Below are 23,488 nucleotides of genomic sequence, written 5' to 3' on the forward strand. Positions count from 1 at the left end.
CCTTTGCGGTCAGGATGTGTCACGACGCGAACTGCTTGCGGCGCTGGTCGACCACGTCTTTGGATTCTTTCAGGCCCTTGCCTGTGTTCTCGCGGATCACTTTGACGGCTTCGATGATTTTCTTTTCCGCCAATAATTGGTCCACATCGGCCTGAACCGACGGGGAGAGGGAGGCGAAGGCGTCTTCCGCCGCCTGTTCTTCCTGCATGCGCCGCATCTCGCGCTCGCCGGCGGTTTCGCCTTTGGCGGCGCTCATCCGGCCGATCATGAAGGCGACATAAGCGACCGCCGCCAGCGCCAGCCATCCGCCCGTGGGGTCGAAATCGAACATGGGACGCGTCTCCTTTTTCTCTTACGGGGCCGCAGGAAGACGAGTGTAGGCGATTTCGGCGAGATGCAAAATATCAGTTGTGCTTCTCGCCTTCAGGCTTTGCCCCCGTCATTCCGGGGGAAATGGAAGACGCGGCCGACTAAACCGCCAACAGAGCGATCACATTGCGCGCCGCGATGATCATCAAAATCACCGACCCGGCGGCGAAAATGAAAAAGCGCAAGGGCACTTTCTTGATGACGATCTGCGCCAGGGAATGGGCGACGCGCGCGGCCACATAGCCCCAGGCGAGCCAGACATTCAGCGGATCGCCGACGCCGACGAGAAAGGAATAGATCGCGAGCGCGTAAAACAGCGTCGGCTGTTCGTGGAGATGATTGTAATTGTCGGCGACGACGCGCGCCTCAGAGGGCAGCGTCGAGAGCGAGCCCGGATGAATGGCGTCCTGCGGGTCGATTTTCGCTTTCTGCATGGCGGGGATGCGGGTCGCATACATCCAGATCCAGACGATCAGGGTCCAGACGATCAGTGCAAGCACGGGGGTGAGCATTGTCATGGCGGGGCCTCCCTTTTTTCTTTGTCTCTAGCACATGTTGCGGCAAAGCCTACGCTCAAACGCAGTGAGGGCGCAGTCGCGGCGCCGTCAGGCGGCGTTGGCGGCTCGCGTGCTGGCTTTCGGGTTGGAAAGCAGCATGACGCCCGAAACCGTCAGCACGAGCGCTAGCGCATGGGTGAGCCCGAACGGTTCGTTGAGAATGAGCGCGGCGGCGAGCGCCGTGGCGGCGGGACCGATCCCGCCGGTGGCGCTGGTCAGGCCCGGGCCGATGCGGGCGATGGCTTCGGCGATCATCAGCGCGGGGAGGACCGTGCAGGGGATGGCGAGAAAGAGCCCCGTCGCAAGAATCGCCGGGGACAGCGGCGCCGTTTCAAAAGCCGAAATGACAATGCTGTGAATGACGATGGGAACGGTTGCGGCGCTCATCGCGATGCTGATGAACAGCGGCGAGCCGAGTTTCCCGATGACCGGTTTGCTCGCCGTCACGTAGAAGGCGAAGAGGACGGCGGTGGCGAAAACGATTCCGGCGCCGAGCATGGCGTCGCTTCCGCCCAAGTCGAATTCCCGCAAGGCCAGCAGCGTCACCCCGCCATAGGACAGGATCAGCGCGACCGCATGGCGCCAGGTCACCCGGTCGCCATAAGCGATCCAGGCGAAGAGCGCGACGACGGTCGGATAAAGAAACAGGATCAGTCTTTCGAGCTGTGCGGAAATGAATTTGAGCCCCGTAAAGTCGAGCCAGGTGCACAGATAATAGCTGAGGACCCCGAGCGCGGCGGAGATCGCGATCAGCCGCTTTGTGGGTTTTACCTCCCGGCGCTTCGCCGACCGCCAGCCGATGATGAGAAAGAACGGCAGGGCGATCCCCATGCGCAAGGTCATCATCTGTTCGACGCCGGCGCCGAGCGAGAAGGCGATCTTCATCGCAACGCCCTTCAGGGAGAACAGCGCCGCCCCGCCGGCGGCGAGCGCCAGACCGGATGTGTGGCGGCCGAGAGGATTGCGAAAAAAGGCGGGCATGGGCGGCGGCTTATCGGCTTTTCAAAGCTGCCGCAATCGCTCTTGCTTTTGCCGTTACCGCGCCGCGTTCGAATGTTTCTTGAATTCGAGCCTTGAGATCGCGCGGCAATGGACTTCGTCGGGACCGTCGGCGAGGCGCAGGGTGCGGATGCCGGAATAAATCTGCGCAAGGCCGAAATCGGTGGTGACGCCCGCCCCGCCATGGGCCTGGATCGCGTCGTCGATGACTTTCAGCGCCATGCGCGGCGCGGCGACCTTGATCATGGCGATTTCCCCTTGCGCGACCTTGTTGCCGACGGTGTCCATCATCCAGGCGGCCTTCAGCGTTAAGAGGCGCGCCATTTCGATGTCGATGCGCGCTTCGGCGACCCGCTGCTCCCAGATCGAATGTTTGAAAATCGGCTTGCCGAAAGCCTCACGCGTCAAAAGCCGTTTCACCATTTTCTCGAGCGCGACTTCCGCCGCGCCGATGGTGCGCATGCAGTGATGAATGCGGCCCGGTCCGAGGCGTCCTTGCGCGATTTCGAAACCGCGCCCCTCGCCGAGAATAAGGTTCTCTTTCGGCACGCGCACATTATCGAGCTCGACCTCCATATGTCCATGGGGCGCGTCGTCATAACCGAAGACCGGCAGGTGTCGCAGGATTTTAACGCCCGGCGCGTCGGCGGGGACGAGAATTTGCGATTGTTGCACATGGCGCTCGGCGCTCTTGTCGGTCTTGCCCATGACGATAAAGATCTTGCAGCGCGGATCGCCCGCGCCCGACGACCACCATTTGCGCCCGTTGATGACATAATGGTCGCCGTCGCGGGTGATCTCGGTTTCGATATTGGTGGCGTCGGAGGAGGCGACGGCGGGCTCGGTCATGAGAAAAGCGGAGCGGATTTTCCCGTCGAGGAGCGGGACCAGCCATTGCTCTTGCTGCTCCGGCGAGCCGTATTTCATCAGCACTTCCATATTGCCGGTGTCCGGCGCCGCGCAGTTGAACACCTCCGGCGCGATGTGACAGCGCCCCATCTGTTCGGCGAGCGGCGCATAATCGGCGTTGGATAGGCCGGGGCCCCATTTCGGATCGGGGTGGAACAAATTCCACAGGCCTTCCGCCTTCGCCTTGTCTTTCAGCTCTTCGATGATCGGCGGGACTTTCCAGCGGCCTTCGCCGGGGCCGAATTCCGCATGCTGACGTTCGTAGATTTCGTTTCCTTCATAGACGTGGGCGTCCATGAAATCGGAAACGCGTTTCAGGTAATCCTTGCAGCGGTCGGAATAGGCGAAATCCATCGGGGAGGCTCCTTCTTTTGCGGCGCATCTTGGGGAAAAGCTAAAGGAAAGAAAAGCGCGGCGTGCAGTGCGGGGGGCGCGGCAAAGAGCGCGCCGCTGGCGGCCCCGGGCGAACGGGATATAGTCGGTTCCGCCATAACCAATGGGGAGAGCGACTATGGCCAAAATCCTGTCTTTTCTGTCTTGGAATGTGGAGCATTTCAGCAACAGCCAGTCCCGCGTCGAGCTTGTGGTCGAGGCGATTGCGGCGAAGAAGCCGGACGTCTTTGCGCTTTACGAAGTGAAGGGCAAAGCGGTTTTCGCGGCCATGCAGGAAAAAATGCCGAACTACAATATCTCCATCACCGAAAGCGAAAGCGTCGTGGAGATTCTTGTGGGCGTGCGCAACAGCCTTTCGAGCTTCGTCACCCAGCGCAACGAACTGCAATCGAAAACGCCCACCTTGCGGCCCGGGGCGCTCGCAACCATCACCAAGAATGACGAGGTTTACAGTTTCCTGTTCCTCCACCTTAAAAGTTTCGCCGACCCGCGCGACTGGGGTTTGCGCGACGACATGCTGCAACATGTCTGCAGTCTGAAACGCAAGATTGAAAGAAGCCTGGATGGAGACAAAAAGGCGAATTTCATCGCGCTCGGCGATCTCAACACCATGGGCATGAGCGCGGCCTATAACAACGATTTGGATATCGACGGCGCGAAGGAGCTCGATTATATCGACAACCGGCTCACCGCATCAGTGAACGGCATGCGGCGACTGGCGAAGAGCTATGAAGCGACATGGTGGAACGGCAAGTCGAACTGGCAGCCGTCCAATCTCGACCATGTGCTCGCCGCCGACCATTTAAAGTTCAAAAAGTTCGGGACTGCGGAGGTCGAAGTTTCGGGTTGGGTCGATGAAGCAACGACGGCCGCCAGGAAAAACTGGATCGCCAAGCATTCCGATCACTGCATGCTTTACGGCGAAGTCAGGAGCTAGGCGGGGTTTAGCGGCGCGCCTTGAAAAAGGCGCGCAGCATGTCGCCGGCTTCGTCGCCGAAGGGCCCTTCGGCGACTTCCGGGCGCCAGTGGCAGGTGGGCTGTTCGAAGTATTTCGGCCCGTGCCAGACGGCGCCGCCTTTCGGATCGCTTGCCGCAATCACGAGCCGTTTGACGCGCGCGATGGAGATCGCGCCGGCGCACATGGCGCAGGGCTCAAGCGTCACATAAAGCGTCGTCTCGGGAAGGCGGTAATTGCTGGTTCTGGCGGCGGCTTTGCGCAAGGTCCGGATTTCCGCATGGCCCGTGGGGTCGTGCGACGCGATCGGCGCATTGCCCGCCGCGGCGAGGATTTCGCCTGCAGCGCTGACAAGCACCGCGCCGATAGGCGCTTCGCCGGCTTCGCCAGCTTGGCGCGCCTCGTCGAGCGCGCGGGCCATGAATGTCTGATCGTCGCTCACGGAAAAGGCTTTTACGCCGCCGCTTTCGGTTGCGCCAGCGCTGCGGCGGCTTCCGGCTTTTCCGCAAGGCAGAAAGCCGAGACGCCGGCGAGGCGGTTAAAGGGGAAGAGCGTCAGGCGCTCCACATCGTGCACGGCGATGAGCGCGCTGTTGAGCCAGTCGGGCGCGGGCTTCAACTGGCTCGCCTGCGCCGGGCCGTCCGGCTTTTTCTCCGCCAGGCGCATGGCGGCGACGGCGGGAAAAAGGAGGCCGAAGAAATAACGCATTTTGACCGGCGCCAGCCCCGCCGCTTCCACGGCGCGTTTCAGGCTCTCCAGGGTGTAGCGGCGGCGATGCTCGAGAAACTCGTCATGGGAGGACCAGAGAAACTGGAAAGCCGGGACCGAGATGAGGAATCGCGTTCCCGGCGCGGCTTTGTCGGCGTAGTCGCGCATCAGCGCGACATCGTCGTCCACATGCTCGATGACGTCGATCATCAGGACCGTATCGGCTTCGACCTTGTCGACACACCGGACATAGGAAATATTGTCCGTCGCGCGCCGGCCGAGAAATTCGTCTTCGTAATTGGGATCGACGCAAACCGCGCTGTCGGCAAAGCCGTCGGCGACCAGCATTTTGGAGAAAACCCCGGAGCCGGCGCCCACATCGAGGAGCGCGGCGCCCGTTTTGCGGCCGAGAAGGCCGTGGAGCGCGCGGCCTTTGGCGATATAATACCAATGGGCGCCCGGATCGCCGCCAATCGCCTTTTCCTCTTTGAGATCCATTATGCTATCGCCTTGTTTTGCGGCTTCTATCAAAGGCCGGTGATTTTAAGGACTGTTTAACGATGGCGGAAAAGAGCGGCGAAGGAAAGCTCGGGGGCGAGGGCGAACGCATTGCGAAATTTCTCGCGCGCGCCGGCGTCGCCTCGCGCCGGGACGCTGAAAAGCTCATTGAGCAGGGCATCGTCACGGTCGACGGCAAGATTTTAACGACGCCAGCCTTTAAGGTGACGCCGGAGATGGAGGTCCGCGTCGATGGAACCCGGGTCGGCAAGCCGGACGCCCCGCGCCTGTGGCGCTATCACAAGCCGGACGGGCTGGTGACCACGCATAAAGATCCGCAAGGAAGACCGACGGTATTCGAGGCGCTCCAGGGCCGCCTGCCGCGGGTCATCTCCGTGGGGCGTCTCGACCTCACGACCGAAGGGCTTTTGCTGTTGACCAATTCCGGTGCGCTCGCCCGGCGGCTCGAACTGCCGTCCACGGGCTGGACCCGGCGCTATCGCGTGCGCGCCTTTGGCAAGGTGACGCAAAGCCAGCTCGACAGTTTGAAAGACGGCGTGGAGATTGACGGCGTTCAATACGGGCCCGTGCGCGCGACGCTCGACCAGACGCAGGGCGGCAATGTCTGGATCACCTTGTCGATCAATGAAGGCAAGAACCGCGAAGTGCGGAACCTCATGCGCCATCTCGGGCTTCAGGTGAACCGGCTCATTCGCACCGCCTACGGACCGTTCCAGCTCGGCAAGCTGGCGAAAGACACAGTGGAAGAAGTGCCGGGCAAGCAGTTGAAAGAACAACTTGGCAAGAAAATCTGCGAGGAAATCGGGCTGTGACGAAGGTCGTCAACCTCAATAATTTCCGCAAAAAGAAGTCCCGCGCCGAAAAGGAAAAGCAGGCGGAAGAAAACCGCGCCAAATTCGGGCGGACGAAAGCGGAAAAGAAAACGTCGAAGGCGGAAGAAGACCGCGCCCGGCGCCGTCTCGACGAGCATGAAGCCGCCGAAGACGACAAAAAAGATTGATCCCGCTCGCGGAAACTATCGTTGCGCGCTACTGTTTGCGGCCTATGGGGAAAGAGGTCTCCAGCCAGAGCGAAAACTATCCAAGGCTCGCCTTTCTGAGGCTTCAGGCGCGTCACTGGAAGCGCCTGCCGGGACGGGTCGTCTCGCAGATCAACAATGACCGCCTGGGGCTCACCGCGGCGGGGATCGCCTTTTACGCTCTGCTTGCGATTTTTCCGGGGCTCGCCGCAGTGGTCTCGCTCTGGGGGCTTTTTGCCGATCCCGCGACCATCTCCGAAGAGATTTCAAGCTTTTCCGCGATCCTGCCCGCCGAGGTGGCGCGCGCGCTGCGCGCCCAGGCGGCGGAAGTGGCGCGAAGCGATGACGGCGCGGTCGGCGCGGCGCTGATCTTTTCTCTTGGCCTCACGATCTTCAGCGCCTCGCGCGCGCTCAAGGCGATCATGCAGGCGCTCAACATCGTCTACAACGAACAGGAAACGCGCGGCTTTTTATGGTTCAACGTTCAGGCTTACGCCATGACTTTCGCCGTGGCCGTGGGCTTCATCACGGCGCTGGCGGCGGTCGCGGTCCTGCCGATCCTGTTCGGGCTCGTCGGGCTCAATTCGTTTCTTGAACCGGTCATCGGCTATGCGCGCTGGCCGATCCTGTTTGTCGGCGGCTGGTTCGGCATCGCCGCGCTTTATAAATTCGCGCCCGCCCGGCAAAGCCCGGGCTGGCAATGGCTGAGCCCCGGCGCCGGCGCGGCGGTGATCTTATGGATCGTCGCTTCGGTGCTGTTCTCCGTCTACGTCCAGAATTTCGCCAACTACAACGAGACTTACGGCTCCATCGGCGCCGTGGTCGTGTTGCTGATGTGGTTCTGGGTGTCGGCTTTCGTGTTTCTGGTGGGCGCCGAAATCGACTCGGAAATCGAGCAGGAGGCGCATATGCGCCCCCAGCGTCCGGACCCGGAAGAGGGCGCGCCGCCGAACTGAGACCGGCCGTTTAAACGGGAAAGCCGTTAAAGCGCTTCGGCCGCGTCCGCCGTTTGCTGGCGGGCGTCCTTGTCCATGCGCTTCATCGCCTTTTGCAGTTTTTCGAACGCCCGCACCTCAATCTGGCGCACACGCTCGCGGGAGACGCCGTATTCCTGAGACAGCTCTTCCAGGGTCGAAGGATCGTCCTTGAGGCGCCGCTCGGTGAGAATGTGCTGCTCACGCTCGTTCAGCGTCGCAAGCGCCTGTTCAAGCAGTCCCATGCGCATGTCGTACTCGTCTTCATTGGCGAGTTTGGCTTCCGGATTGACGGCGTTTTCGTCCACCAGCCAGTCCTGCCATTCGCCGCCGCCCTCGGCGTCTTTGCCCATGGGCGCGTTGAGCGAGGCCTCCCCGCCCGACATGCGCCGGTTCATGGAGATGACGTCGTCATTGGTGACGCCGAGCTTGGTGGCGATATGCTCGACCTGTTCGGCGTTCAGATCGCCTTCGTCCACGGCGTCGATCTGGCCCTTGAGTTTCCGGAGGTTGAAGAAGAGCTTTTTCTGCGCCGCGGTGGTGCCGATTTTCACGAGGCTCCACGAGCGCAGGATATATTCCTGGATCGAGGCGCGGATCCACCACATGGCATAGGTGGCGAGACGGAAGCCCTTGTCCGGGTCGAAGCGCTTGACCGCCTGCATCAGGCCCACATTGCCTTCGGAAATCACTTCGCCGATGGGCAGGCCGTAGCCGCGATAGCCCATGGCGATCTTGGCGACGAGCCGCAGGTGAGAGGTGATCAGCTTCTGCGCGGCGTCCGCGTCTTCATGCTCGGCGAAGCGTTTCGCCAGCATGTATTCCTCGTCCTTTTCCAGCATCGGGAATTTGCGGATTTCGGCGAGGTAGCGCGACAGACTGCCTTCCGGCGTCAGCGCGCCTGGCGTGGTGGTTAAAGCATTGCTCATAGCGCATCTCTCCAGTACGCCCGGTCTAAAGCATCGTCAGACACAACAGGGCGCGTCTCAAATAACAGGTCCGATTGAGGCTGTCGCGGTCAGGAAGTCCCCAAGAGGCGCCTCTTTTCGGGCGCTTGCTATCCTCATATAGGGACACCATGCGCGAGCCCCAAGGGGCCGCTTTCTATCTTGTTGGAATAACACGGATTTTCGGCCAAAATGCGGCCGATGACCAGTCAATTTCGCGTGACGGGACGCCTTGTCGCGGCGAATTGAACGGATCCTGGTCCATCCCTAAATATATAGGGTAGCGATAAAAGGGCGGATTTTGACGATTGATCGCCGGACATTGATGACGGGCGGCGCAGCGGTTCTGGCCGCGGTCGGGGGGCTTGGCGCAATGCCGGCCGCCGCGAAAGCGGCGCCGTCGGGGAAAGAATTCGCCGCGTTCGCGCAACGGCTTGTGGCGCAGAATGCGGGCCGCATTTCGCTGACCGACCGGGTCGGCGTTGTCGATTACGCCGCGCCGTCCTGGCGTCCGCGCTTTTACCTTGTGGATATGATCAGCGGCGAGGTGTCGTCTTATCTCGTTTCGCATGGACGCGGTTCGGACCCTGGCCACACAGGCTGGCTGCAACGTTTTTCCAATAAAATCGGATCGAACGCCTCCTCCGGCGGCGCCTATCGCACCGGCGCGAACTATGTCGGCAAGCACGGGCCCTCGATGCGGCTCGACGGGCTCGACCCGGAAAATTCGAACGCCAGAAGGCGCGCCATTGTCGTCCACGCCGCCTGGTATGCGGCGCCGGACATGATCGACAAATACGGCAAGCTCGGCCGCAGCGAAGGTTGTTTCGCTTTCAGCGAAAAGGACCGCCAGGAAGTGATGGCGCGGCTCGGCGAAGGACGTCTTCTCTACGCCGGCAAATTCTAACGCGCCGCCGGCGCGGCGCCCGGACAGGCGTCGATCATGGCCTGATTATTTTCAGAAGGCGGCGGGGCGTCCGCGCCGAAGGCCGGCAGAAGCTCGGCGTCGAGCCCGTATATGTCCGGATAGAAGGTCGCCGTCCCGTCCGCCGCCGCGACCGCGGTGAAATAAACCACGTAAACAGGCATCGGCTTTTCAAGCGCGACTTCGGTCGGCGTTTTCGAGGCGAGGATCTCGTCGACAGCCTCGTCGTCGAGCACGCCCTTGACGAGCCCGCGGGCGAAATCGACGGCGTCCTCGACCCGGATGCAGCCATGGCTCAAGGCGCGCGCATCTTTCTCGAACGCTGTCTTGCCGGGCGTGTCGTGCAGGAAAACCGAATAGGGGTTCGGCATCAGGAGCTTCATTTGTCCGAGCGCGTTCGCCGGGCCCGGTTTCTGTCTGACATTGCCGTCTTCGCCCAGATAATAGCCTTTGGCTTTCGCCGCGTCGGGGTCGTTTTTTAAAAGCGCGCCGACGCTTTCGGCGACGATGCTCGCCGGCACGAACCAGGTGGGGTTGAAGGCGACGCCCGTGACGGTCGCGGCGAATTGCGGCGTCGGCAGCGCCTTCGTTCCGACGATCACTTTCCGGCGGTCGACGATTTCGCCATCGCGGACGACCGTCAGTTCGTAAGCGGGCGCGTTGACGAGAATATAATCGGGCCCGAGATCACGCGGCATCCAGCGCCAGCGCTCCATGTTGAGTTTGATGCGCGCTTTTCTTTCGGCGTCGGCAGGCGGCGTTTTATCGAGCGCCGCCTTCAGCGCGCGATATTGCGCATGGTCCGGCGCGAGCCGGGCGAACGCGCCCGCAAAGTCAAGACTGCGCGCGGCGCGCTCTTCCGCCCGGTCGATGGCGTCGTTGTCAATCTCGGGGCCGGGGATGCGCCAGCGCGTTCTTTCTTCCGGCGGGATAATCCCTATGCTGATGTCTTTCGCGGCTTGGCGAAACAGCGCCGCAGCAGCATGTTCCGCGGCGGCGAAATTTCCGTCTTCAAGATCGGTCCTTAAGGCTGAAAGATCATAACCGGCGGGGTCTAGGCCTTCGGCGGCGACATGGTCGAAGTCGGAGGCGAGGGCCTGCGCCGCCCAGGGGCTCATGGCTGCGGTCGCGGCGGAAACATCGTCCGGTTCGGCGATCTGCGCGCAACAGACGGTTACAAGACTTAAAAGGGGTGCAAACATGATGCTGGCCTTAGCGCCCACAGTCCGGCTCCGTTCCTCATGCCCCGCGCCCGTTATAAGGCTCTTAAAGCGGCAAGCAATGTTTGAAAATCCTCCGGGCCCGCGCGCTCGAAGCGCATGGCCTCGCCGGTAATCGGGTGTTTGAAGCCCAGCACCTTCGCGTGGAGCGCCTGGCGCTTGAAGTTGCGGAGCGTCTCGATGGCGCAGTCGGCGGCCGGGTCGCCCGGTTTCAACCCGGAAAGGCCGGGCCCGCGCCCGTAAGACTGATCGCCGATCAGCGGACAGCCGATATGGCTGAGATGCACGCGGATCTGGTGCGTCCTGCCGGTTTCCAGCGTGCATTCGATCAGCGAGGCGAGGGCGTCGCCTTTCAGTTTCGCGCGCGTCCGCCCGAAGGTTTCAATCACCTTGTAATGGGTGACCGCATGGCGCCCGCCATGTTTGGGCACATAGTCATCCGCTTCATCGTCCCAGACCATCGTGTCGACCACGGTCATTTTCGTGCGGTCCTGGGGCTTGCGGGCGATGGGCGCGTCAATGGTTCCAACGCCGGGCCGCGGCGCGCCGACGGCGATCGCCTCGTAAACGCGCTCGATGTCATGGGCGGAGAAAAGCGCCGACAAGCCCTGATGCGCGGCGTCGTGTTTGGCGACAACCAGAAGCCCCGACGTGTCCTTGTCGATGCGGTGGACGACGCCCGGCCGGCGCGCGCCGCCAATGCCGGAAAGACTGTCGCCGCAATGATGTAGGAGCGCGTTGACGAGGGTGCCGGTCCAGGCGCCGGGCGCGGGATGGACGACCATGCCCGCCGGCTTGTTGACGACGATGAGATCGTCATCCTGGTAAACGACATCGAGAGGGATCGCCTCCGGCTTCGGGGCGGGTTCGACCAGCGGCGGCGGGACGAGGCGGTAGCGCTCGCCCTCGCGCAGCTTCCAGGAGGGATCGGTGAAAACCTCGCCGCCCTTTTCGAGCGCGCCTTCCTCTATGAGGGCTTTCAGGCGCGTGCGCGTCAACTCGGCGATATTGTCCGACAGCCATTTATCGAGGCGCGCGCCGGCGGCATCCGCGTTTACGGCAAACGCATAGGCGCCGGTTTCATCCGGCTTTAAGGGTTCGCCGGGCTTGAGGGTTTCGTCGTCTGCGGTCATAGAGAGGGCGGTGTAGCGGGCTTGCGCCCGGCCCGCCAGCCCGGCGGGCGTAAGAGCCAGGATCAGGAGCGATTTTTTCCCGTGAGCGAACAGGAAAACAGCCAGCAGGAAACGCAGCCGGACCCCGGTTTCGGCGGGCTCGCCCAGTCCATCGGCGCGCGCAATCTGTGGATCGTCATCCTCGCCATGCCGGCGGTGTTTCTGGTCGTCGTTGCGGCGATCATTGCGGTGTTCGGCAAACCCCGCGGCGCCGAAGGGACGCAGACGGAAGCGCCGGCGGCGGAGAGCGTTGCGGCGACACCCGTTTCGCAACCGCTTCCGGCCGGAATCGCGATCCCGGCGGGCGCGGCGCCCGGGGCCATCGCGCTTGACGGCGACCGTCTCGCCGTGCGTCTCGACGGGCCCGACGGCGCCGAGGTGGTGATTTACGATCTCGCGAAAAGCGAAGTCGTCGCCCGCGTGCCGTTCAAGCGGGAAGACTAATTCGTCCGCATCCGTCTTTTAAGCTTAAGGCGGCCGAAATTGGCGTCTATTTGCGCGACGACAACAGCCGCATGACGAGCCAGATCGGCACGACGATCCCGGCGCCGATGAGAAGATAGGTGAGGACCGTCAGCGCGATCTCGCCGAAGCTTTCGCCGAGCATGCCGACGGCGTCCTTCACATTCTCGAAAACGCCGCTCCAGAACTCGCGCACGCCAATGCCGAGAAAAGAGAAAACGGCGCCGACAATGATCGAGGCGATGACGAGCTTTATAATCGTGCGGCCTGTTCCGCCGCGCGTCAGCCGCTCCTTCAAACTGTCTTGCTTGGTCATCGTCTGCTCCCGCTCGCGGCGCCCCTCGCCGGACGGATAATCTAGGCGCGAACGGGAATGCATTCAACAACCCGCGCATGCGGCGCGCGCTTAAGGCCGCCAGTCGAGGCGCCAGCCGATGGAAAACCGCCAGTCCTGGCCGTAGCCCGGAACCGGCTGGTCGTAAGGATGGGAGGCTTCAAGCTCAAGGACGCCTTTGTCTTTGAAAGCGGCGCGAAGCCCTGCGCCGTAAGAGCCGATGTCATAGGTCCGGTTCGCGCCGCTGAGCCTTGAGAAAACATCCGCCTGCGCATAATCGGCGAAGGCGTAGATTTCGCTTTTCGAAAAATCGCCGCCGCCGATCGGCCGCCAGGCCGGTTCGAGAAGAAAAGCGTAGCCGCGGTCGGCGTTGATCAACGAATTTTTGAAGGCGCGTCCGAAACGCGGGCCGCCGAGGGAAAAGCGTTCATTGGCGGGCAGCGCGTCTCCGGTCCATTGCCCAGCGCTCTTGAGGCGCAGATAAAAACCGTCGCCGAAACGCCGCGCCAGCGAAACGTCGCCTTTAAGCTTGAAATAATTTTCATCGCCGATCCGTTCGGTGACGTTCGCGCCGGCGACATCGATCCCTTGCGCGCCTTCGAGCTTCACGCGATAGGAAAACCGCCCGGGCCGGTCCGAAAAAGCGAGGGAAAGGCGCAGGGCCCGCGTTTCTTCCGTTGCGATCAGGGATCCGAACGCCGCATTGTCGCTGTTCACCGCATCGAACGAGGCGCGCAACAGCATGTTGCGTTTGAAGGAGCGGATGAGCGGCGCCGTGAGCGCGGCGCTGTAAAGCTCCGCATCGCCTTCGATGCCGGTTCCCGCCGGTCTTGAGCGCAGCACCGTCGCGCGCGCTTCGGCCCGGACGCCGTTGCGCCCGACCGGCGTCGAATGGGAAAGCCCGGCTTGCAGGCTGTCCTTGAAATCCACCGAGGCGCCGAGACGCAACGTCGTCATGTCGCCGTCGCGCAACAGGCGATAGGCCTTGCCGACCGCGGTGAACTGGCCGTCCTCGACGAGCCGCGTCGTGCGGTTGTTGAAGCCGAAACTCACCGTCGGGCGCTTGTAGTCGAGCTTCATGTCAATGGCGAGTTCGCCGGGTTCGTCGCCATAGCGCAGGACGGGCTCGACCGTGAGGCCGGGAATGTCGCGGGCGAGGGAAAAGGCGCGTTCCAGCTGCGCCCGGCTTGCGGGGCCGGGGCTTTGCAGCCGCTCCGCATAGGCGGTGATCATCTTGTGTTTGCGACCCTCGGTTTCGCCGACGAAGCGAACCTTGCCGATGCGCCCTTCGGCGACGCGCACCCGCACGACGCCGTTTTTAAAGCTCTGGTTTGGAACGGCCAGGGTGAAGAAGGCGACGTCCGACTCTTTGTAGGCTTTGCTCATCGCCGCGGAGAGTTCGTCCAGCGTTTCTTTCGTCGCCATGCGCCCGATGAAAGGGCGGGCGGCGTCGGCGACATTGGCGGGAACCTCCGTTCCCTCGAAGCGCAGGCCGCGAATGAGAAACGGCCGGACGGCCTGCGGCTTGCTCTCAGCCGCACCGCCTTCCTCTGCGATTTCGCCGGGCGCCAGCCGCTCTTCCGCCGCAAGAGCGGCGGCGAAAGAAGCGGCGACGGCCGTACAGAGAAGGCAAATCCTCCGTATCAGGAAAAAACCGGAACGCATGAGGCGAGCTCACAATGATGAAAAAGGGGCGGCGGCGCATTGGGGAGGCTGCGCCGCCGCCGGGAGGGCGGCTTATTCGCCGCCGCCCAGAAGACCGCCGAGAAGGCCGTCTTCGCCCGTGACGCCATCCAGCGTGTCGCCGAGAACGCCGTCCTCGCCGGCGACAGGCTCGAGAACGGGATCGAGCGCCCCGGCCAGATCGCCCGTATCGCCGCTGAGCACAGGGTCCAACGCTCCTGTAGCGTCGCCGGTTCCGTCGAGCACGGGGTCGAGCGCGCCCGTCAGGCTGTCGCCGCCGGAAAGCACGGGCTCCAGAACGCCGGCCGCATCGCCGCCGGCGAGAACCGGTTCAAGCGCGCCCGTCACATCGTCGCCGGCCAGCGCCGGATCGAGCGCGCCGGTCAGACCGTCGACGCCGTCCGCGCCGTTAACGATTCCGCTCGCCGTGTCGACGATGGCGACATCGCTGTCGACCGGCAGGCCGTCGCCGATGGTCAGGCCAAGACTCGAATCGTCGCTGATGGAGACGAAGTCCTGATCGGGCAGGGCGCCGTTCAGCGTTTCGCTGAGGTTGAGCGTCTCAAGGTTGAGCGTTTCCGTTGCCGTATCGAGAAGCCCGCCGGCCTCCGCCGCCGCAAGTTCGCCGTCGCTGCCGCCACCCAGCGTGAGCAGGCTGCCTTCCGCCTGGCCGTCGGAAAAGCCGCTGAGGGCGATCAGGCTTTCCGTATCCTGATCGCCAATCGGCGTTGCGCCGCCAATGGCGGCGGTGATTGTGTCGCCCGGCGCGGCGAGAAGGCCGTCGACAAGATAAGCGTCGCCATTGGCGGTTTGAACAAGCGTCTGTCCGGTGTCGTCAAGGACGCCGAGCACGGTTCCGGTCAGCGGCGCGCCGCCTGGAACCGTCTCGTCAACGACGCTTGCCAGGAAAACCGATGAGCTGCTGAGCTCTTCGCCCGTCTGGGTGAGAAGCGCGGACGTGGTTTCGTTGGTGTTGTCGAGATCGCCGGTGTTGGCGAGCAGCCCTGTGCCGCCGACGCCATTGGGTCCGACGAGGCCTCCGAAAGACAACGCGCCGGCGTCGCCGACGTTGAAATTGCCGTCCTGGCCGTCCGCTCCGCTTGCGCCGTCGGTTCCGGCCGCGCCGGCCGCGCCGGACGCGCCATCTGCGCCGCTTGCGCCATCTGCGCCGTCTTCGCCTGTCGCGCCCGTTGCGCCGGCCGGGCCGGCGGGACCGATGGCGCCGACGCGAACGGCGCCGTCAGACGAACAGGCGGGCGCAAGAAGGCCGAGACTGGCTGACAGCGCAAACGCGCTGATAAGAGATTTGGATTTTGACATGAGGTTTCCCCTTTATGCGGCCTTGCCTTGCGCATGAGCAGGCAAAGCGCTTTCACACAACGGTTTGACGAACCCCGCATGTCAAATTCAAATCATGTTCAGAATTCGCATGCAGTTTTCTGCATACGGACATGCGCATAAAAATGCGCGGAAAGAACCACCCAAATAAGGGTGAATTTTTATTTGTATTCCATCTAAATGAGGGGGGTCGGCCGAAAGAAACTATTCATCTTTTGGCCGGGAAAAGGCCTCAGGCCGCGTCTTTTTCCATATAAATGCTGCGGCAGGGGAAGGGGATCGAAACGCCTTCGGCGTCGAAGCGCTGTTTCACCGCCTTGGTCAGCGCCCATTTGACGCCGAAATAGTCGGCGCGGTCCACCCAGGGACGGCATATAATGTCCACGGAAGAATCGCCGAGATTATCCACTTCGATGACCGGCGCCGGATCGACTTTGACGCGATCTTCTTTTTCCAGTTCCGATTTGATGAGCGCGATCGCTTTGTCGATATCGTCGCCGTAGGAAATGCCGAAAACCAGATCCACGCGGCGCGTATCATAGCCGGCGTAATTGGTGATGATGTCATCGAAAATCTTGCCGTTCGGCACAATGATTTTCTTGTTGTCGGGCGTCGCCATTTCCGTCGTGAAAAGGCCGATATGCTTCACGGTGCCCGCAACGCCGGCCGCCTCCACATAATCGCCCACATCGAAAGGCCGAAAGCCCAGCATCATCACGCCCGAGGCCACATGGCCGAGCGTTCCCTGCAGGGCGAAACCGACGGCGAGGCCGGCGGCGCCGATAATGGCGGCGAAGCTTGTCGTCGGAACGCCGAAAACGCCGAGCGTCGTGATCAGGACGAGGGCGATCAGGCCGTAATGGATGAGGCTCGACAAAAAGCCGGCGAGCGTTTCGTCGATCCGGCCGGTGCGCTTCATGGCGTTGGCGGAAATCTTTTTGATCCGGCCGGCGATCCACAGGCCGACGACGAGAACCACCAGCGCGCCGAGGACGCTCGGCAGAAAGGCGGCGGCTTTCTCGGCCAGCCCCTGCAGGAATGTCATCGCCATGGTGAGGCTGGGTTCGGCGGTTTGGGTTGCTGTCGATCCGTCTTGCATCTTGGTCTCCTTTCCGGCTTTCGGCGGGTATAGGCGGTTCCTCTGGGGACGCAACATTTACCGCCCCAATAAGTTGAGCCGGCCTCGCGAAATTACATCCTATGTGATGAATTCTTCCCGGAATCCCGCATTCGGTGCGTAGTTATCCACGGGTTTCGGGACGGCCGTATCATGCGCGGCAGTTGAATTTCGCGAAGCCCGGAGCCCCGCACGCATGGAACAATCGCCCCGCCTTTCCTTTTCCTATGTGGCGCCCAGTCAGGCGCAAAAACATGTGACCGTGAATGAGGCCCTGCGCCGGCTCGACGCGCTCGTCCAGGCGGCGGTCCGCTCACGGACCGAAACGGCGGAGCCGGCGTCTCCGGCGGAAGGCGACGCCTATATCCTGCCGGGGGACGCCAGCGGCGATGCGTGGGATAACTTTGACGCGGGCGATGTCGCCGCCTGGCAGGACGGCGCCTGGACGCGGATCGCGCCCTTCGAAGGCATGCGCGTCTGGGTCGGCGATGACGGCGAATTCGTCATTTATGACGGCGGCGCCTGGGGCGCGGTGTCCGGCGGCGGGGCTTCGGAAATCGCGGCGAAATTCGGAATCAATACGAGCGCCGATGCGACCAACCGGCTCAGCGTGAAATCCGACGCGGTGCTGTTCAGTCATGACGACGTGACGCCCGGCTCCGGCGACGCGCAGGTGAAGGTCAACAAAGCATCGGCGGGCGACACCGCCTCGCATCTGTTCCAGACGAATTTTTCCGGACGCGCGGAATTCGGTCTCACCGGCGACGATGATTTTCACATCAAGGTCAGTCCTGACAATTTTTCGACAAGCTATGAAGCGATCGTCATCGACAAGGATAATGGCTTTGTCGGTCTGGGAGGCAGCCCTTCATCAATTCTGCACACCAAAAGAAACGGGTCTTCGGCGTTTTCGCTCGAAAATACCGACATCGGCTCGAAAATTGTCGTGGGCGCGGCAAGCGTGGGCGCGGTTTATATGGGAAGCGCGTCCTCCCACGCCGTGCGCATTCTATGCGATAATAACGAAGTCGCCCGATTGAAAACCGACGGCAAGGTAGGCGTCGGGGAAAGTTCGCCCGACGCGCTGTTTCATGTGGATGGCGGCGGCGCGCTTTTCGGCAACCCGACCGGCGGCGACAAAGGAACGGGCACGGTGAACGCCGAGGCCGTCTATGACGATAACGCGCTGCTCTCCTGCTATGTTTTCGATCAGGCGCTCGACGGCGCCGTCGATTTGGCGAAATGGGACGCCAAAGTTCCCGACCGGCGCGTGCCCGCCGAAATCGACAAGCGCGGCGTGGAAGAGACGCCAGACAAAATCGTCAGTCCCGAACGGGTAGAGCCTCGCCTGCACGCGCCTTTGCGTAAATTCGCCGCCCGCGCCGGCACGCCTTATGATCCTCTGACGCTCGACGGCTATGCAAGGCACTGGCGCGAAAAGCGCCATCTCTCAAGCCTGCCGAACGAAGCGGCGTACGATCCGGAAAACGGCCTTTCCAGCGGCGAATGGATACAGCGTCTCGTGGAGACCGTGGAAATTCAGGCGGTGCTGATCGAAGAGCTCAATCAGCGCACGAAAGCGCCAGAGAGACTATGACGTCAGGCAGGCTTGAACGTGAGCGCCACGCCGTTGTTGCAATATCTGAGCCCCGTTGGCTCCGGCCCGTCCTTGAAAACATGGCCCTGATGGCCGCCGCAGCGCGCGCAATGATATTCGGTGCGCGGAAGGATAAGTTTCAGATCGGTCTTGGTGCCGAGCGCGCCGGGAATGTAATCCCAGAAAGACGGCCAGCCGGTGCCGCTGTCGAATTTATGCTCGGATTTGAAAAGGTCGTAGCCGCAGCCGGCGCAGGCGAAAATTCCCTCGCGCTTTTCATTGTCGAGAGGGCTCGAGCCGGCGCGCTCCGTCGCTTCCTTGCGCAACACCGCATAGGCTTCGGGCGACAGGCGCTCTTTCCATTCCGCATTCGACAATTGCCATTTGTCGTAGTCGGGGATGGTGGCGGGATCGGGGTCTTTGGCCATTGCTGTTCCTTGTGTCTGGACGCCGCAGCCGGCGGCTGCGCCGAGAATGCCGAGCGTCAGATGTCGGCGCGTCAGTGCGGCCATGGGATGCTCCTCATTTCGCCCATCGAAATCAACGCCGTTTATCTAACGCTATCGGGAGTCAAAAAGAACTAAGGCCGAGTTCACAAAGCGGCGAGAGAAGCAGCAACAGGCCGGCGTCCCGGTTCGACTTAAACAGGGTCAAGCAGACGTGATTGTCGTGAATGTCGAGATGCTTCAATTGCCAGACGAAATGCGCCGCGCCGGGGCCGAGCGCCAGATAATAGATCCAGTGCGCATGGATGAGCGTTCCGGCGAGCGCGAAGAAAACCAGCGTCATGGCGAAGAAAAAGCCGAGCGCGGGTTTGGTCTTCTCGCCGAGCCTGAGCGCCGTCGATTTGACGCCGATCAGCGCGTCGTCCTCCGTGTCCTGGTGGGCGTAGATCGTGTCGTAAAAGAGCGTCCAGAAAAGCCCGGCGGCGTAGAGCGCGAAAGCGGCGGCGTCGAGCTTGCCCGCCGCGGCGGCGTAGCCGACAAGCGCGCCCCAGTTGAAGGTCAGGCCGAGCCAGGCCTGCGGCCACCAGGTGATGCGCTTCATGAAAGGATAGGCGGCGACAAGCGCCAGCGAGCCGAGCCCCACGAAGATCGCGACACGATTGAACTGCAACAGCACCGCAAGACCGATGAAAGACAGAAAGACGAGAAAGGCCCAGGCCTGTTTCACGCTGATCTGTCCGGCGGGGATGGGGCGCGCCGCCGTGCGCTCTACTTTCGCGTCAAAGTCGCGGTCGACGATGTCGTTATAGGCGCAGCCCGCCCCGCGCATCGCATAGGCGCCGATGCTCATCAGGACGGCGTACCAGAGAAGATGAAATCCGGCGTAACCGCCCGCGGCGGCGAGCGCGAGGCCCCAGAAACAGGGAATGAGCAAAAGCCAGGTTCCCACCGGCCGGTCGGCGCGCATCAGCCTGAGATAGGGCTGAGCGAAAGCCGGCGCGCGCGCCACCCAATTGCCGGGAACGGCGTCGGGTGTCGCAGCGGAGGGGGCGGGGCTGGTCATGGCTTGCGGTTTAGCGCCGGAAAGGCGGGGATGCAAAACGGCGATTTATCCAGGCTCCGGTATTTCCGCCGCTCATCCCCGCGAAGGCGGGGATCCATCATGGTCTGCCGTCATGGAAGTCCTATCATGGATTCCCGCCAGCGGGGGAATGATCGGAGGGAGCATGGCTTTTTATGTCTATATATTAGCCAGCAAGAAATACGGCACGCTCTATATCGGCATGACCGACGATCTGGAAAAAAGGATATGGGAGCGCAAAGAGAAAGTGCTTAAAGGCTTCACGGCGAAATATGACGTCAACCAACTGGTCTGGTATGAAATGCACGATACGCGCGAGAGCGCCTTCATCCGCGAAAGGTCGATGAAGAAATGGAGCCGCAACTGGAAGATTAATCTGATTGAGAGAGAAAACCCTGATTGGGAAGACCTTTCAGAAACATGGAGCAGCTAACCCCAGCCGCTTATTCCCGCGCAAGCGGGAATCCATAGCTGTTAGCGGCAAACTTTTATGGATCCCCGCTTTCGTGGGGATGAACGGAGACGAAGAGATAAGAAGAGATGATCCCGCGTCTTTACATCGACGGCCCGTTGCATTCAGGGCTGCCTGCGCCGCTGACGGCGGAGCAGGTCCATTATCTCAAAAACGTCCTGCGCCGTCAGGAGGGCGACGAGCTGCGCCTGTTCAATGGCGAGGACGGGGAGTTCGCCGCGCGGATCGTCGAGCTCAAAAAGAAGACCGGCGCGGCGCAGGTGGGAGAACAGACGCGCGACCAGGAAGCCGAGCCGGATCTCGTGCTTTATTTCGCCCCGGTGAAACGGGGCCCGCTCGAGACCATCGTTCAAAAAGCGGTGGAGGTCGGGGCCGCGCGTCTCGTCCCCGTCATCACCGAGCGCACCATTGCGCCGAAACTCAATATCGCCCGGCTGCAGGCGATCGCGACGGAGGCGGCGGAGCAGTGCGGGCGTCTCAATGTTCCTTCCGTAGGCGAACCGATCAAATTCGCCGCGCTCCTTAAAACCTGGACCGAAGACCGCCGGCTTCTTTTCTGCGACGAGGCGGGCGACGAGGAAGAAAAAGAATGGGGCGGGCGCGAAGGCCGCGCCGAACCGGTGTTAGATGTGCTAAAGAGCATCGATAGCAAAACTGACGGCGGCGTTGAGCCATGGGCCATTCTCACCGGACCCGAAGGCGGCTTTTCTCCCGGCGAACGCCGTGAACTGAGAGCGAAGTCATATGTGACCGCCGCCACCTTGGGCCCGCGCATATTGCGCGCCGATACGGCGGCGATCGCCGCGCTCGTCCTGTGGCAGGCGGCGCTTGGCGACTGGCGCCGGTCTTAACGTCGCAATAGCGTGATGGGTTTAAGGCTTGGCGGATCGCCCTTCGCGGGATAGAGCGGAAACTCGGCAAAGTGTTGTACGCAAGAAAGACGGGCCGGAGAGAGACGTGACCACTGCTGCGGAACAGACCGGCCAGTCGCCGAAGATTGAATCGCTTGACCAGCTGACGGCGCATCTTGCGAGCGGCTGCAAACCCAAAGACCGGTGGCGCATCGGCACGGAGCACGAGAAATTCGTCTTCTGCCGCACCAGCCTCGACCCCGTTCCTTACGAAGGCGAGACCGGCATCCGCGCGATCCTCGAAGCGCTCGCCGCGGAAACCGGCTGGGACATCCTGCGCGAGGGCGACAATCCTATCGGGCTCAAGGGCGAGGGGGCGAGCGTTTCGCTCGAACCCGGCGGGCAGTTCGAACTTTCGGGCGCGCCCTTGGAAAATATTCACCTCACCTGCGACGAGGTGCACCGTCATCTCGAAGCGGTGAAAAAAGTCTGCGATCCCATGGGCGTCGCGTTTCTCGGCATGGGCTTCACGCCCACATGGACGCGCGAGGAAATGCCGAAAATGCCGAAGGCGCGCTACACCATCATGCGCAATTACATGCCGAAGGTGGGTTCGCTCGGTCTCGACATGATGCACCGGACCTGCACCGTGCAGGTCAATCTCGATTTCGCGTCGGAAGCCGACATGGCGATGAAGTTCAAGACGTCGCTGGCGCTGCAGCCGATCGCGACGGCGCTCTTCGCCAATTCCGGGCTCTATGAAGGAAAGCCCTCCGGCTACGCGTCCTATCGCGCGCATATCTGGACCGACACCGACGCGGACCGCACCGGGCTGTTGAATTTCGTTTTCGAGGACGGGTTCGGCTTCGAGCGCTATCGCGATTACATGCTCGACGTGCCGATGTATTTCGTGCGCCGGAACAATAAATTCATCGATGCGGCGGGGCAGTCTTTCCGCGACTTCCTCGCGGGCAAGCTGCCGGCCCTGCCGGGCGAAGTTCCCACTATGGAAGACTGGGAAGATCATCTGTCCACGGCCTTTCCGGAGGTGCGGCTTAAAACTTTCCTTGAAATGCGCGGCGCGGATGGCGGGCCCTGGGCGCGCATCTGCGCCCTGCCGGCGTTCTGGGTCGGGCTTCTTTATGACGACGACGCGCTCGCCGCCGCCTGGGATGTGGCGAAGGGCTGGAGCCGCGAACAACGCGAAGCGCTGCGCGACGACGCCGCAAGATTCGGGTTGCAGGCGAAAGTCGGCGGCCGCACCGTGCAGGACGTGGCGCTGGAAGTCCTTGAGATTTCCCGCGAAGGCTTAAGGAAACGCGCGCGCATGGGCAATCTGAAAGAAGACGAGACCACCTATCTCGACCCGCTCGTGAAGATCGCCAAAAGCGGCGTCACTATGGGCGAGTATACGGCCGAGCATTTCCTCAAGGATCTCGATGGCGACGCGAAGAAGCTGTACGAAGAGTGCAAATACTGAAGACGGCTGCAAAACAGAAACATCTTCATCCTGAGGAGCAGATCGCAAACGAAAGTTTGCGGTCTGCGTCTCGAAGGATCGGCCGCGAATGCAACGCCTGCCGCCGATCCTTCGAGACGCGTTCGCCATTGCTTTGCAATGCCAAACGCTCCTCAGGATGAAGGAGGTGCTTGCGAATAAGGATCGCCTCGACGTTTTCGGCGACACCGCCGAGGCTTGTGCGACGCTCGCGAAAAAAGACGCCTGTCTCGCCCGCGCCCTCGACGCCATCGGCGAGCCGCATATCCGCCGCCGTCCCGGCGGGTTCGAGGCGCTCTTCCGCATCATTGTCGAACAGCAGGTTTCCGTGCCGAGCGCGCAGGCGATCTGGGCGCGATGCCAGGCGGGGATGGACCCGTCCGATCCTGACCACGCCCTCCATCATGGCGAAGAAGGGCTTCGCGGTTTCGGTCTTTCGACGCCGAAGGCGCGTTATGTGACGGCGCTTGCCGGCCATTGGCGCTCTGGCGGGATCAGCGAGGAGAAACTCGCTGAAATGAGTGACGAGGAAGCGGCCGCAGCGCTGCAGGAAATCAAGGGGATCGGCCCCTGGACGGCGGCGATCTATCTTCTTTTCTGCGAAGGCCGGGTCGACATCTGGCCGCCCGGCGACGTGGCGCTGCTCGGCGCCTATCGCGCCGCAAGGCGCCGGGGCCCCGAGCCGGACATGAAATTTCTCGATTCCCGTGCGCAAAAATGGCGGCCCTATCGCGGCCTTGCTGCGCATATTCTCTGGACTTATTACGCCCATCTGCGCGGGCGCGCGCCGATTTAAATGTTTTTATAGACTGTTGCGAAAATATCCCGATAATCGTCAAACTTCTGTCATGCAGAATCATATATAGGCATAAGCACGCCGAAACGTTTAAACTAATCCGACAGCAGGGGAGTTCCCGCTTTCAAGAGTTCGAGTCGACATTTTC

The 23,488-nt window shown here is 62.1% G+C and carries 26 protein-coding genes; 11 read left to right on the forward strand and 15 right to left on the reverse strand.

The window, feature by feature from the left end:
- Positions 1 to 19: 19 nt before the first annotated feature.
- The 4 genes from CW354_RS23395 to CW354_RS09515 all read right to left on the reverse strand — a co-directional run bounded on the left by CW354_RS23395 (position 20) and on the right by CW354_RS09515 (position 3,188).
- Positions 20 to 331 carry a hypothetical protein gene (locus CW354_RS23395; protein ID WP_104829757.1) on the reverse strand — a complete coding sequence of 104 codons (312 nt, stop codon included), beginning with the start codon at positions 329 to 331 and terminating at the stop codon, positions 20 to 22.
- Positions 332 to 470: 139 nt separating this feature from the next.
- Positions 471 to 887, reverse strand: coding sequence for an MAPEG family protein (locus CW354_RS09505; RefSeq protein ID WP_104829758.1), 417 nt, complete (start codon positions 885 to 887; stop codon positions 471 to 473).
- 87 nt (positions 888 to 974) lie between these two features.
- On the reverse strand, positions 975 to 1,907 hold the full coding sequence (locus CW354_RS09510) for a DMT family transporter (protein WP_104829759.1): 933 nt from the start codon (positions 1,905 to 1,907) through the stop codon (positions 975 to 977).
- Between the two features lie 54 nt (positions 1,908 to 1,961).
- The gene (locus CW354_RS09515; protein ID WP_104829760.1) at positions 1,962 to 3,188 is read right to left on the reverse strand and encodes an acyl-CoA dehydrogenase family protein; all 1,227 of its coding nucleotides are present in this window, start codon (positions 3,186 to 3,188) and stop codon (positions 1,962 to 1,964) included.
- Between the two features lie 157 nt (positions 3,189 to 3,345).
- Here CW354_RS09515 and CW354_RS09520 point away from each other — a divergent pair, with 157 nt between their 5' ends.
- Positions 3,346 to 4,164, forward strand: coding sequence for an endonuclease/exonuclease/phosphatase family protein (locus CW354_RS09520; RefSeq protein WP_165793624.1), 819 nt, complete (start codon positions 3,346 to 3,348; stop codon positions 4,162 to 4,164).
- Between the two features lie 7 nt (positions 4,165 to 4,171).
- Here the strand turns inward: CW354_RS09520 and CW354_RS09525 are convergent, their stop codons facing one another.
- Both CW354_RS09525 and CW354_RS09530 read right to left on the reverse strand, forming a co-directional pair.
- On the reverse strand, positions 4,172 to 4,624 hold the full coding sequence (locus CW354_RS09525) for a nucleoside deaminase (protein WP_243396337.1): 453 nt from the start codon (positions 4,622 to 4,624) through the stop codon (positions 4,172 to 4,174).
- Between the two features lie 11 nt (positions 4,625 to 4,635).
- A complete protein-coding gene (locus CW354_RS09530; protein ID WP_104829762.1) occupies positions 4,636 to 5,388 on the reverse strand; it encodes a class I SAM-dependent methyltransferase in 753 nt (250 codons plus the stop codon).
- A gap of 62 nt (positions 5,389 to 5,450) precedes the next feature.
- On the opposite strand from CW354_RS09530, the gene CW354_RS09535 reads away from it, so the two are divergent.
- The 3 genes from CW354_RS09535 to CW354_RS09545 are packed head-to-tail and all read left to right on the forward strand — an operon-like array spanning position 5,451 to position 7,383.
- Positions 5,451 to 6,221, forward strand: a complete 771-nt coding sequence (locus CW354_RS09535) for a pseudouridine synthase (protein ID WP_104829763.1) — start codon at positions 5,451 to 5,453, stop codon at positions 6,219 to 6,221.
- Positions 6,218 to 6,409: a DUF4169 family protein gene (locus CW354_RS09540; protein WP_104829764.1), complete on the forward strand. Its 192-nt coding sequence runs from the start codon at positions 6,218 to 6,220 to the stop codon at positions 6,407 to 6,409. Before CW354_RS09535 ends, CW354_RS09540 begins: the two co-directional genes overlap by 4 nt.
- A gap of 44 nt (positions 6,410 to 6,453) precedes the next feature.
- Positions 6,454 to 7,383 (forward strand): YihY/virulence factor BrkB family protein, encoded by a 930-nt coding sequence (locus CW354_RS09545; protein WP_104829765.1) that lies wholly within the window; start codon positions 6,454 to 6,456, stop codon positions 7,381 to 7,383.
- 26 nt (positions 7,384 to 7,409) lie between these two features.
- On the opposite strand, the gene rpoH is transcribed toward CW354_RS09545, so the two are convergent.
- Positions 7,410 to 8,330, reverse strand: coding sequence for an RNA polymerase sigma factor RpoH (gene rpoH, locus CW354_RS09550; protein ID WP_104829766.1), 921 nt, complete (start codon positions 8,328 to 8,330; stop codon positions 7,410 to 7,412).
- Positions 8,331 to 8,649: 319 nt separating this feature from the next.
- Between rpoH and CW354_RS09555 the strand changes: the two genes are divergently transcribed.
- On the forward strand, positions 8,650 to 9,255 hold the full coding sequence (locus tag CW354_RS09555) for a murein L,D-transpeptidase catalytic domain family protein (RefSeq protein ID WP_207764728.1): 606 nt from the start codon (positions 8,650 to 8,652) through the stop codon (positions 9,253 to 9,255).
- On the opposite strand, the gene CW354_RS09560 is transcribed toward CW354_RS09555, so the two are convergent.
- Both CW354_RS09560 and CW354_RS09565 read right to left on the reverse strand, forming a co-directional pair.
- A complete protein-coding gene (locus CW354_RS09560) occupies positions 9,252 to 10,475 on the reverse strand; it encodes a L,D-transpeptidase family protein (protein WP_104829768.1) in 1,224 nt (407 codons plus the stop codon). The genes CW354_RS09555 and CW354_RS09560 overlap by 4 nt on opposite strands.
- A gap of 53 nt (positions 10,476 to 10,528) precedes the next feature.
- Entirely contained in the window at positions 10,529 to 11,626 is a 1,098-nt protein-coding gene (locus tag CW354_RS09565) for an RluA family pseudouridine synthase (RefSeq protein ID WP_104829769.1), read from the reverse strand.
- Positions 11,627 to 11,707: 81 nt separating this feature from the next.
- On the opposite strand from CW354_RS09565, the gene CW354_RS09570 reads away from it, so the two are divergent.
- Positions 11,708 to 12,109 (forward strand): hypothetical protein, encoded by a 402-nt coding sequence (locus tag CW354_RS09570; RefSeq protein ID WP_104829770.1) that lies wholly within the window; start codon positions 11,708 to 11,710, stop codon positions 12,107 to 12,109.
- A 46-nt stretch (positions 12,110 to 12,155) separates the two neighbouring features.
- Here the strand turns inward: CW354_RS09570 and CW354_RS09575 are convergent, their stop codons facing one another.
- The 4 genes from CW354_RS09575 to CW354_RS09590 all read right to left on the reverse strand — a co-directional run bounded on the left by CW354_RS09575 (position 12,156) and on the right by CW354_RS09590 (position 16,581).
- The gene (locus CW354_RS09575) at positions 12,156 to 12,443 is read right to left on the reverse strand and encodes a DUF6460 domain-containing protein (RefSeq protein ID WP_133162258.1); all 288 of its coding nucleotides are present in this window, start codon (positions 12,441 to 12,443) and stop codon (positions 12,156 to 12,158) included.
- 90 nt (positions 12,444 to 12,533) lie between these two features.
- Positions 12,534 to 14,126, reverse strand: a complete 1,593-nt coding sequence (locus CW354_RS09580) for a ShlB/FhaC/HecB family hemolysin secretion/activation protein (RefSeq protein WP_104829772.1) — start codon at positions 14,124 to 14,126, stop codon at positions 12,534 to 12,536.
- A 72-nt stretch (positions 14,127 to 14,198) separates the two neighbouring features.
- Positions 14,199 to 15,464: an autotransporter outer membrane beta-barrel domain-containing protein gene (locus CW354_RS23660; RefSeq protein WP_104829773.1), complete on the reverse strand. Its 1,266-nt coding sequence runs from the start codon at positions 15,462 to 15,464 to the stop codon at positions 14,199 to 14,201.
- 250 nt (positions 15,465 to 15,714) lie between these two features.
- Positions 15,715 to 16,581: a mechanosensitive ion channel family protein gene (locus tag CW354_RS09590; protein WP_207764729.1), complete on the reverse strand. Its 867-nt coding sequence runs from the start codon at positions 16,579 to 16,581 to the stop codon at positions 15,715 to 15,717.
- A gap of 214 nt (positions 16,582 to 16,795) precedes the next feature.
- Between CW354_RS09590 and CW354_RS09595 the strand changes: the two genes are divergently transcribed.
- Positions 16,796 to 18,196, forward strand: a complete 1,401-nt coding sequence (locus tag CW354_RS09595; RefSeq protein WP_104829774.1) for a DUF2793 domain-containing protein — start codon at positions 16,796 to 16,798, stop codon at positions 18,194 to 18,196.
- Positions 18,197 to 18,198: 2 nt separating this feature from the next.
- Here the strand turns inward: CW354_RS09595 and msrB are convergent, their stop codons facing one another.
- Positions 18,199 to 18,624 (reverse strand): peptide-methionine (R)-S-oxide reductase MsrB, encoded by a 426-nt coding sequence (msrB, locus tag CW354_RS09600; protein WP_423793528.1) that lies wholly within the window; start codon positions 18,622 to 18,624, stop codon positions 18,199 to 18,201.
- A gap of 142 nt (positions 18,625 to 18,766) precedes the next feature.
- Entirely contained in the window at positions 18,767 to 19,705 is a 939-nt protein-coding gene (gene ubiA, locus CW354_RS09605; RefSeq protein WP_104830083.1) for a 4-hydroxybenzoate octaprenyltransferase, read from the reverse strand.
- Between ubiA and CW354_RS09610 the strand changes: the two genes are divergently transcribed.
- The 4 genes from CW354_RS09610 (at position 19,704) to CW354_RS09625 (ending at position 23,340) form a co-directional block, all read left to right on the forward strand.
- Positions 19,704 to 20,156, forward strand: coding sequence for a GIY-YIG nuclease family protein (locus CW354_RS09610; protein ID WP_243396338.1), 453 nt, complete (start codon positions 19,704 to 19,706; stop codon positions 20,154 to 20,156). The two genes, ubiA and CW354_RS09610, sit on opposite strands and share 2 nt — an antisense overlap.
- A 107-nt stretch (positions 20,157 to 20,263) precedes the next feature.
- Positions 20,264 to 21,046 (forward strand): 16S rRNA (uracil(1498)-N(3))-methyltransferase, encoded by a 783-nt coding sequence (locus tag CW354_RS09615; RefSeq protein ID WP_104829777.1) that lies wholly within the window; start codon positions 20,264 to 20,266, stop codon positions 21,044 to 21,046.
- Positions 21,047 to 21,152: 106 nt separating this feature from the next.
- Complete coding sequence (locus tag CW354_RS09620) at positions 21,153 to 22,526, forward strand: glutamate--cysteine ligase (RefSeq protein ID WP_207764730.1); 1,374 nt, start codon at positions 21,153 to 21,155, stop codon at positions 22,524 to 22,526.
- 88 nt (positions 22,527 to 22,614) lie between these two features.
- Positions 22,615 to 23,340, forward strand: coding sequence for a DNA-3-methyladenine glycosylase family protein (locus CW354_RS09625; RefSeq protein ID WP_104829778.1), 726 nt, complete (start codon positions 22,615 to 22,617; stop codon positions 23,338 to 23,340).
- Positions 23,341 to 23,488 lie beyond the last annotated feature (148 nt).

The sequence above is a fragment of the Hyphococcus luteus genome, from assembly GCF_002943565.1.
Taxonomy (GTDB): Bacteria; Pseudomonadota; Alphaproteobacteria; order Caulobacterales; family Parvularculaceae; genus Hyphococcus; species Hyphococcus luteus.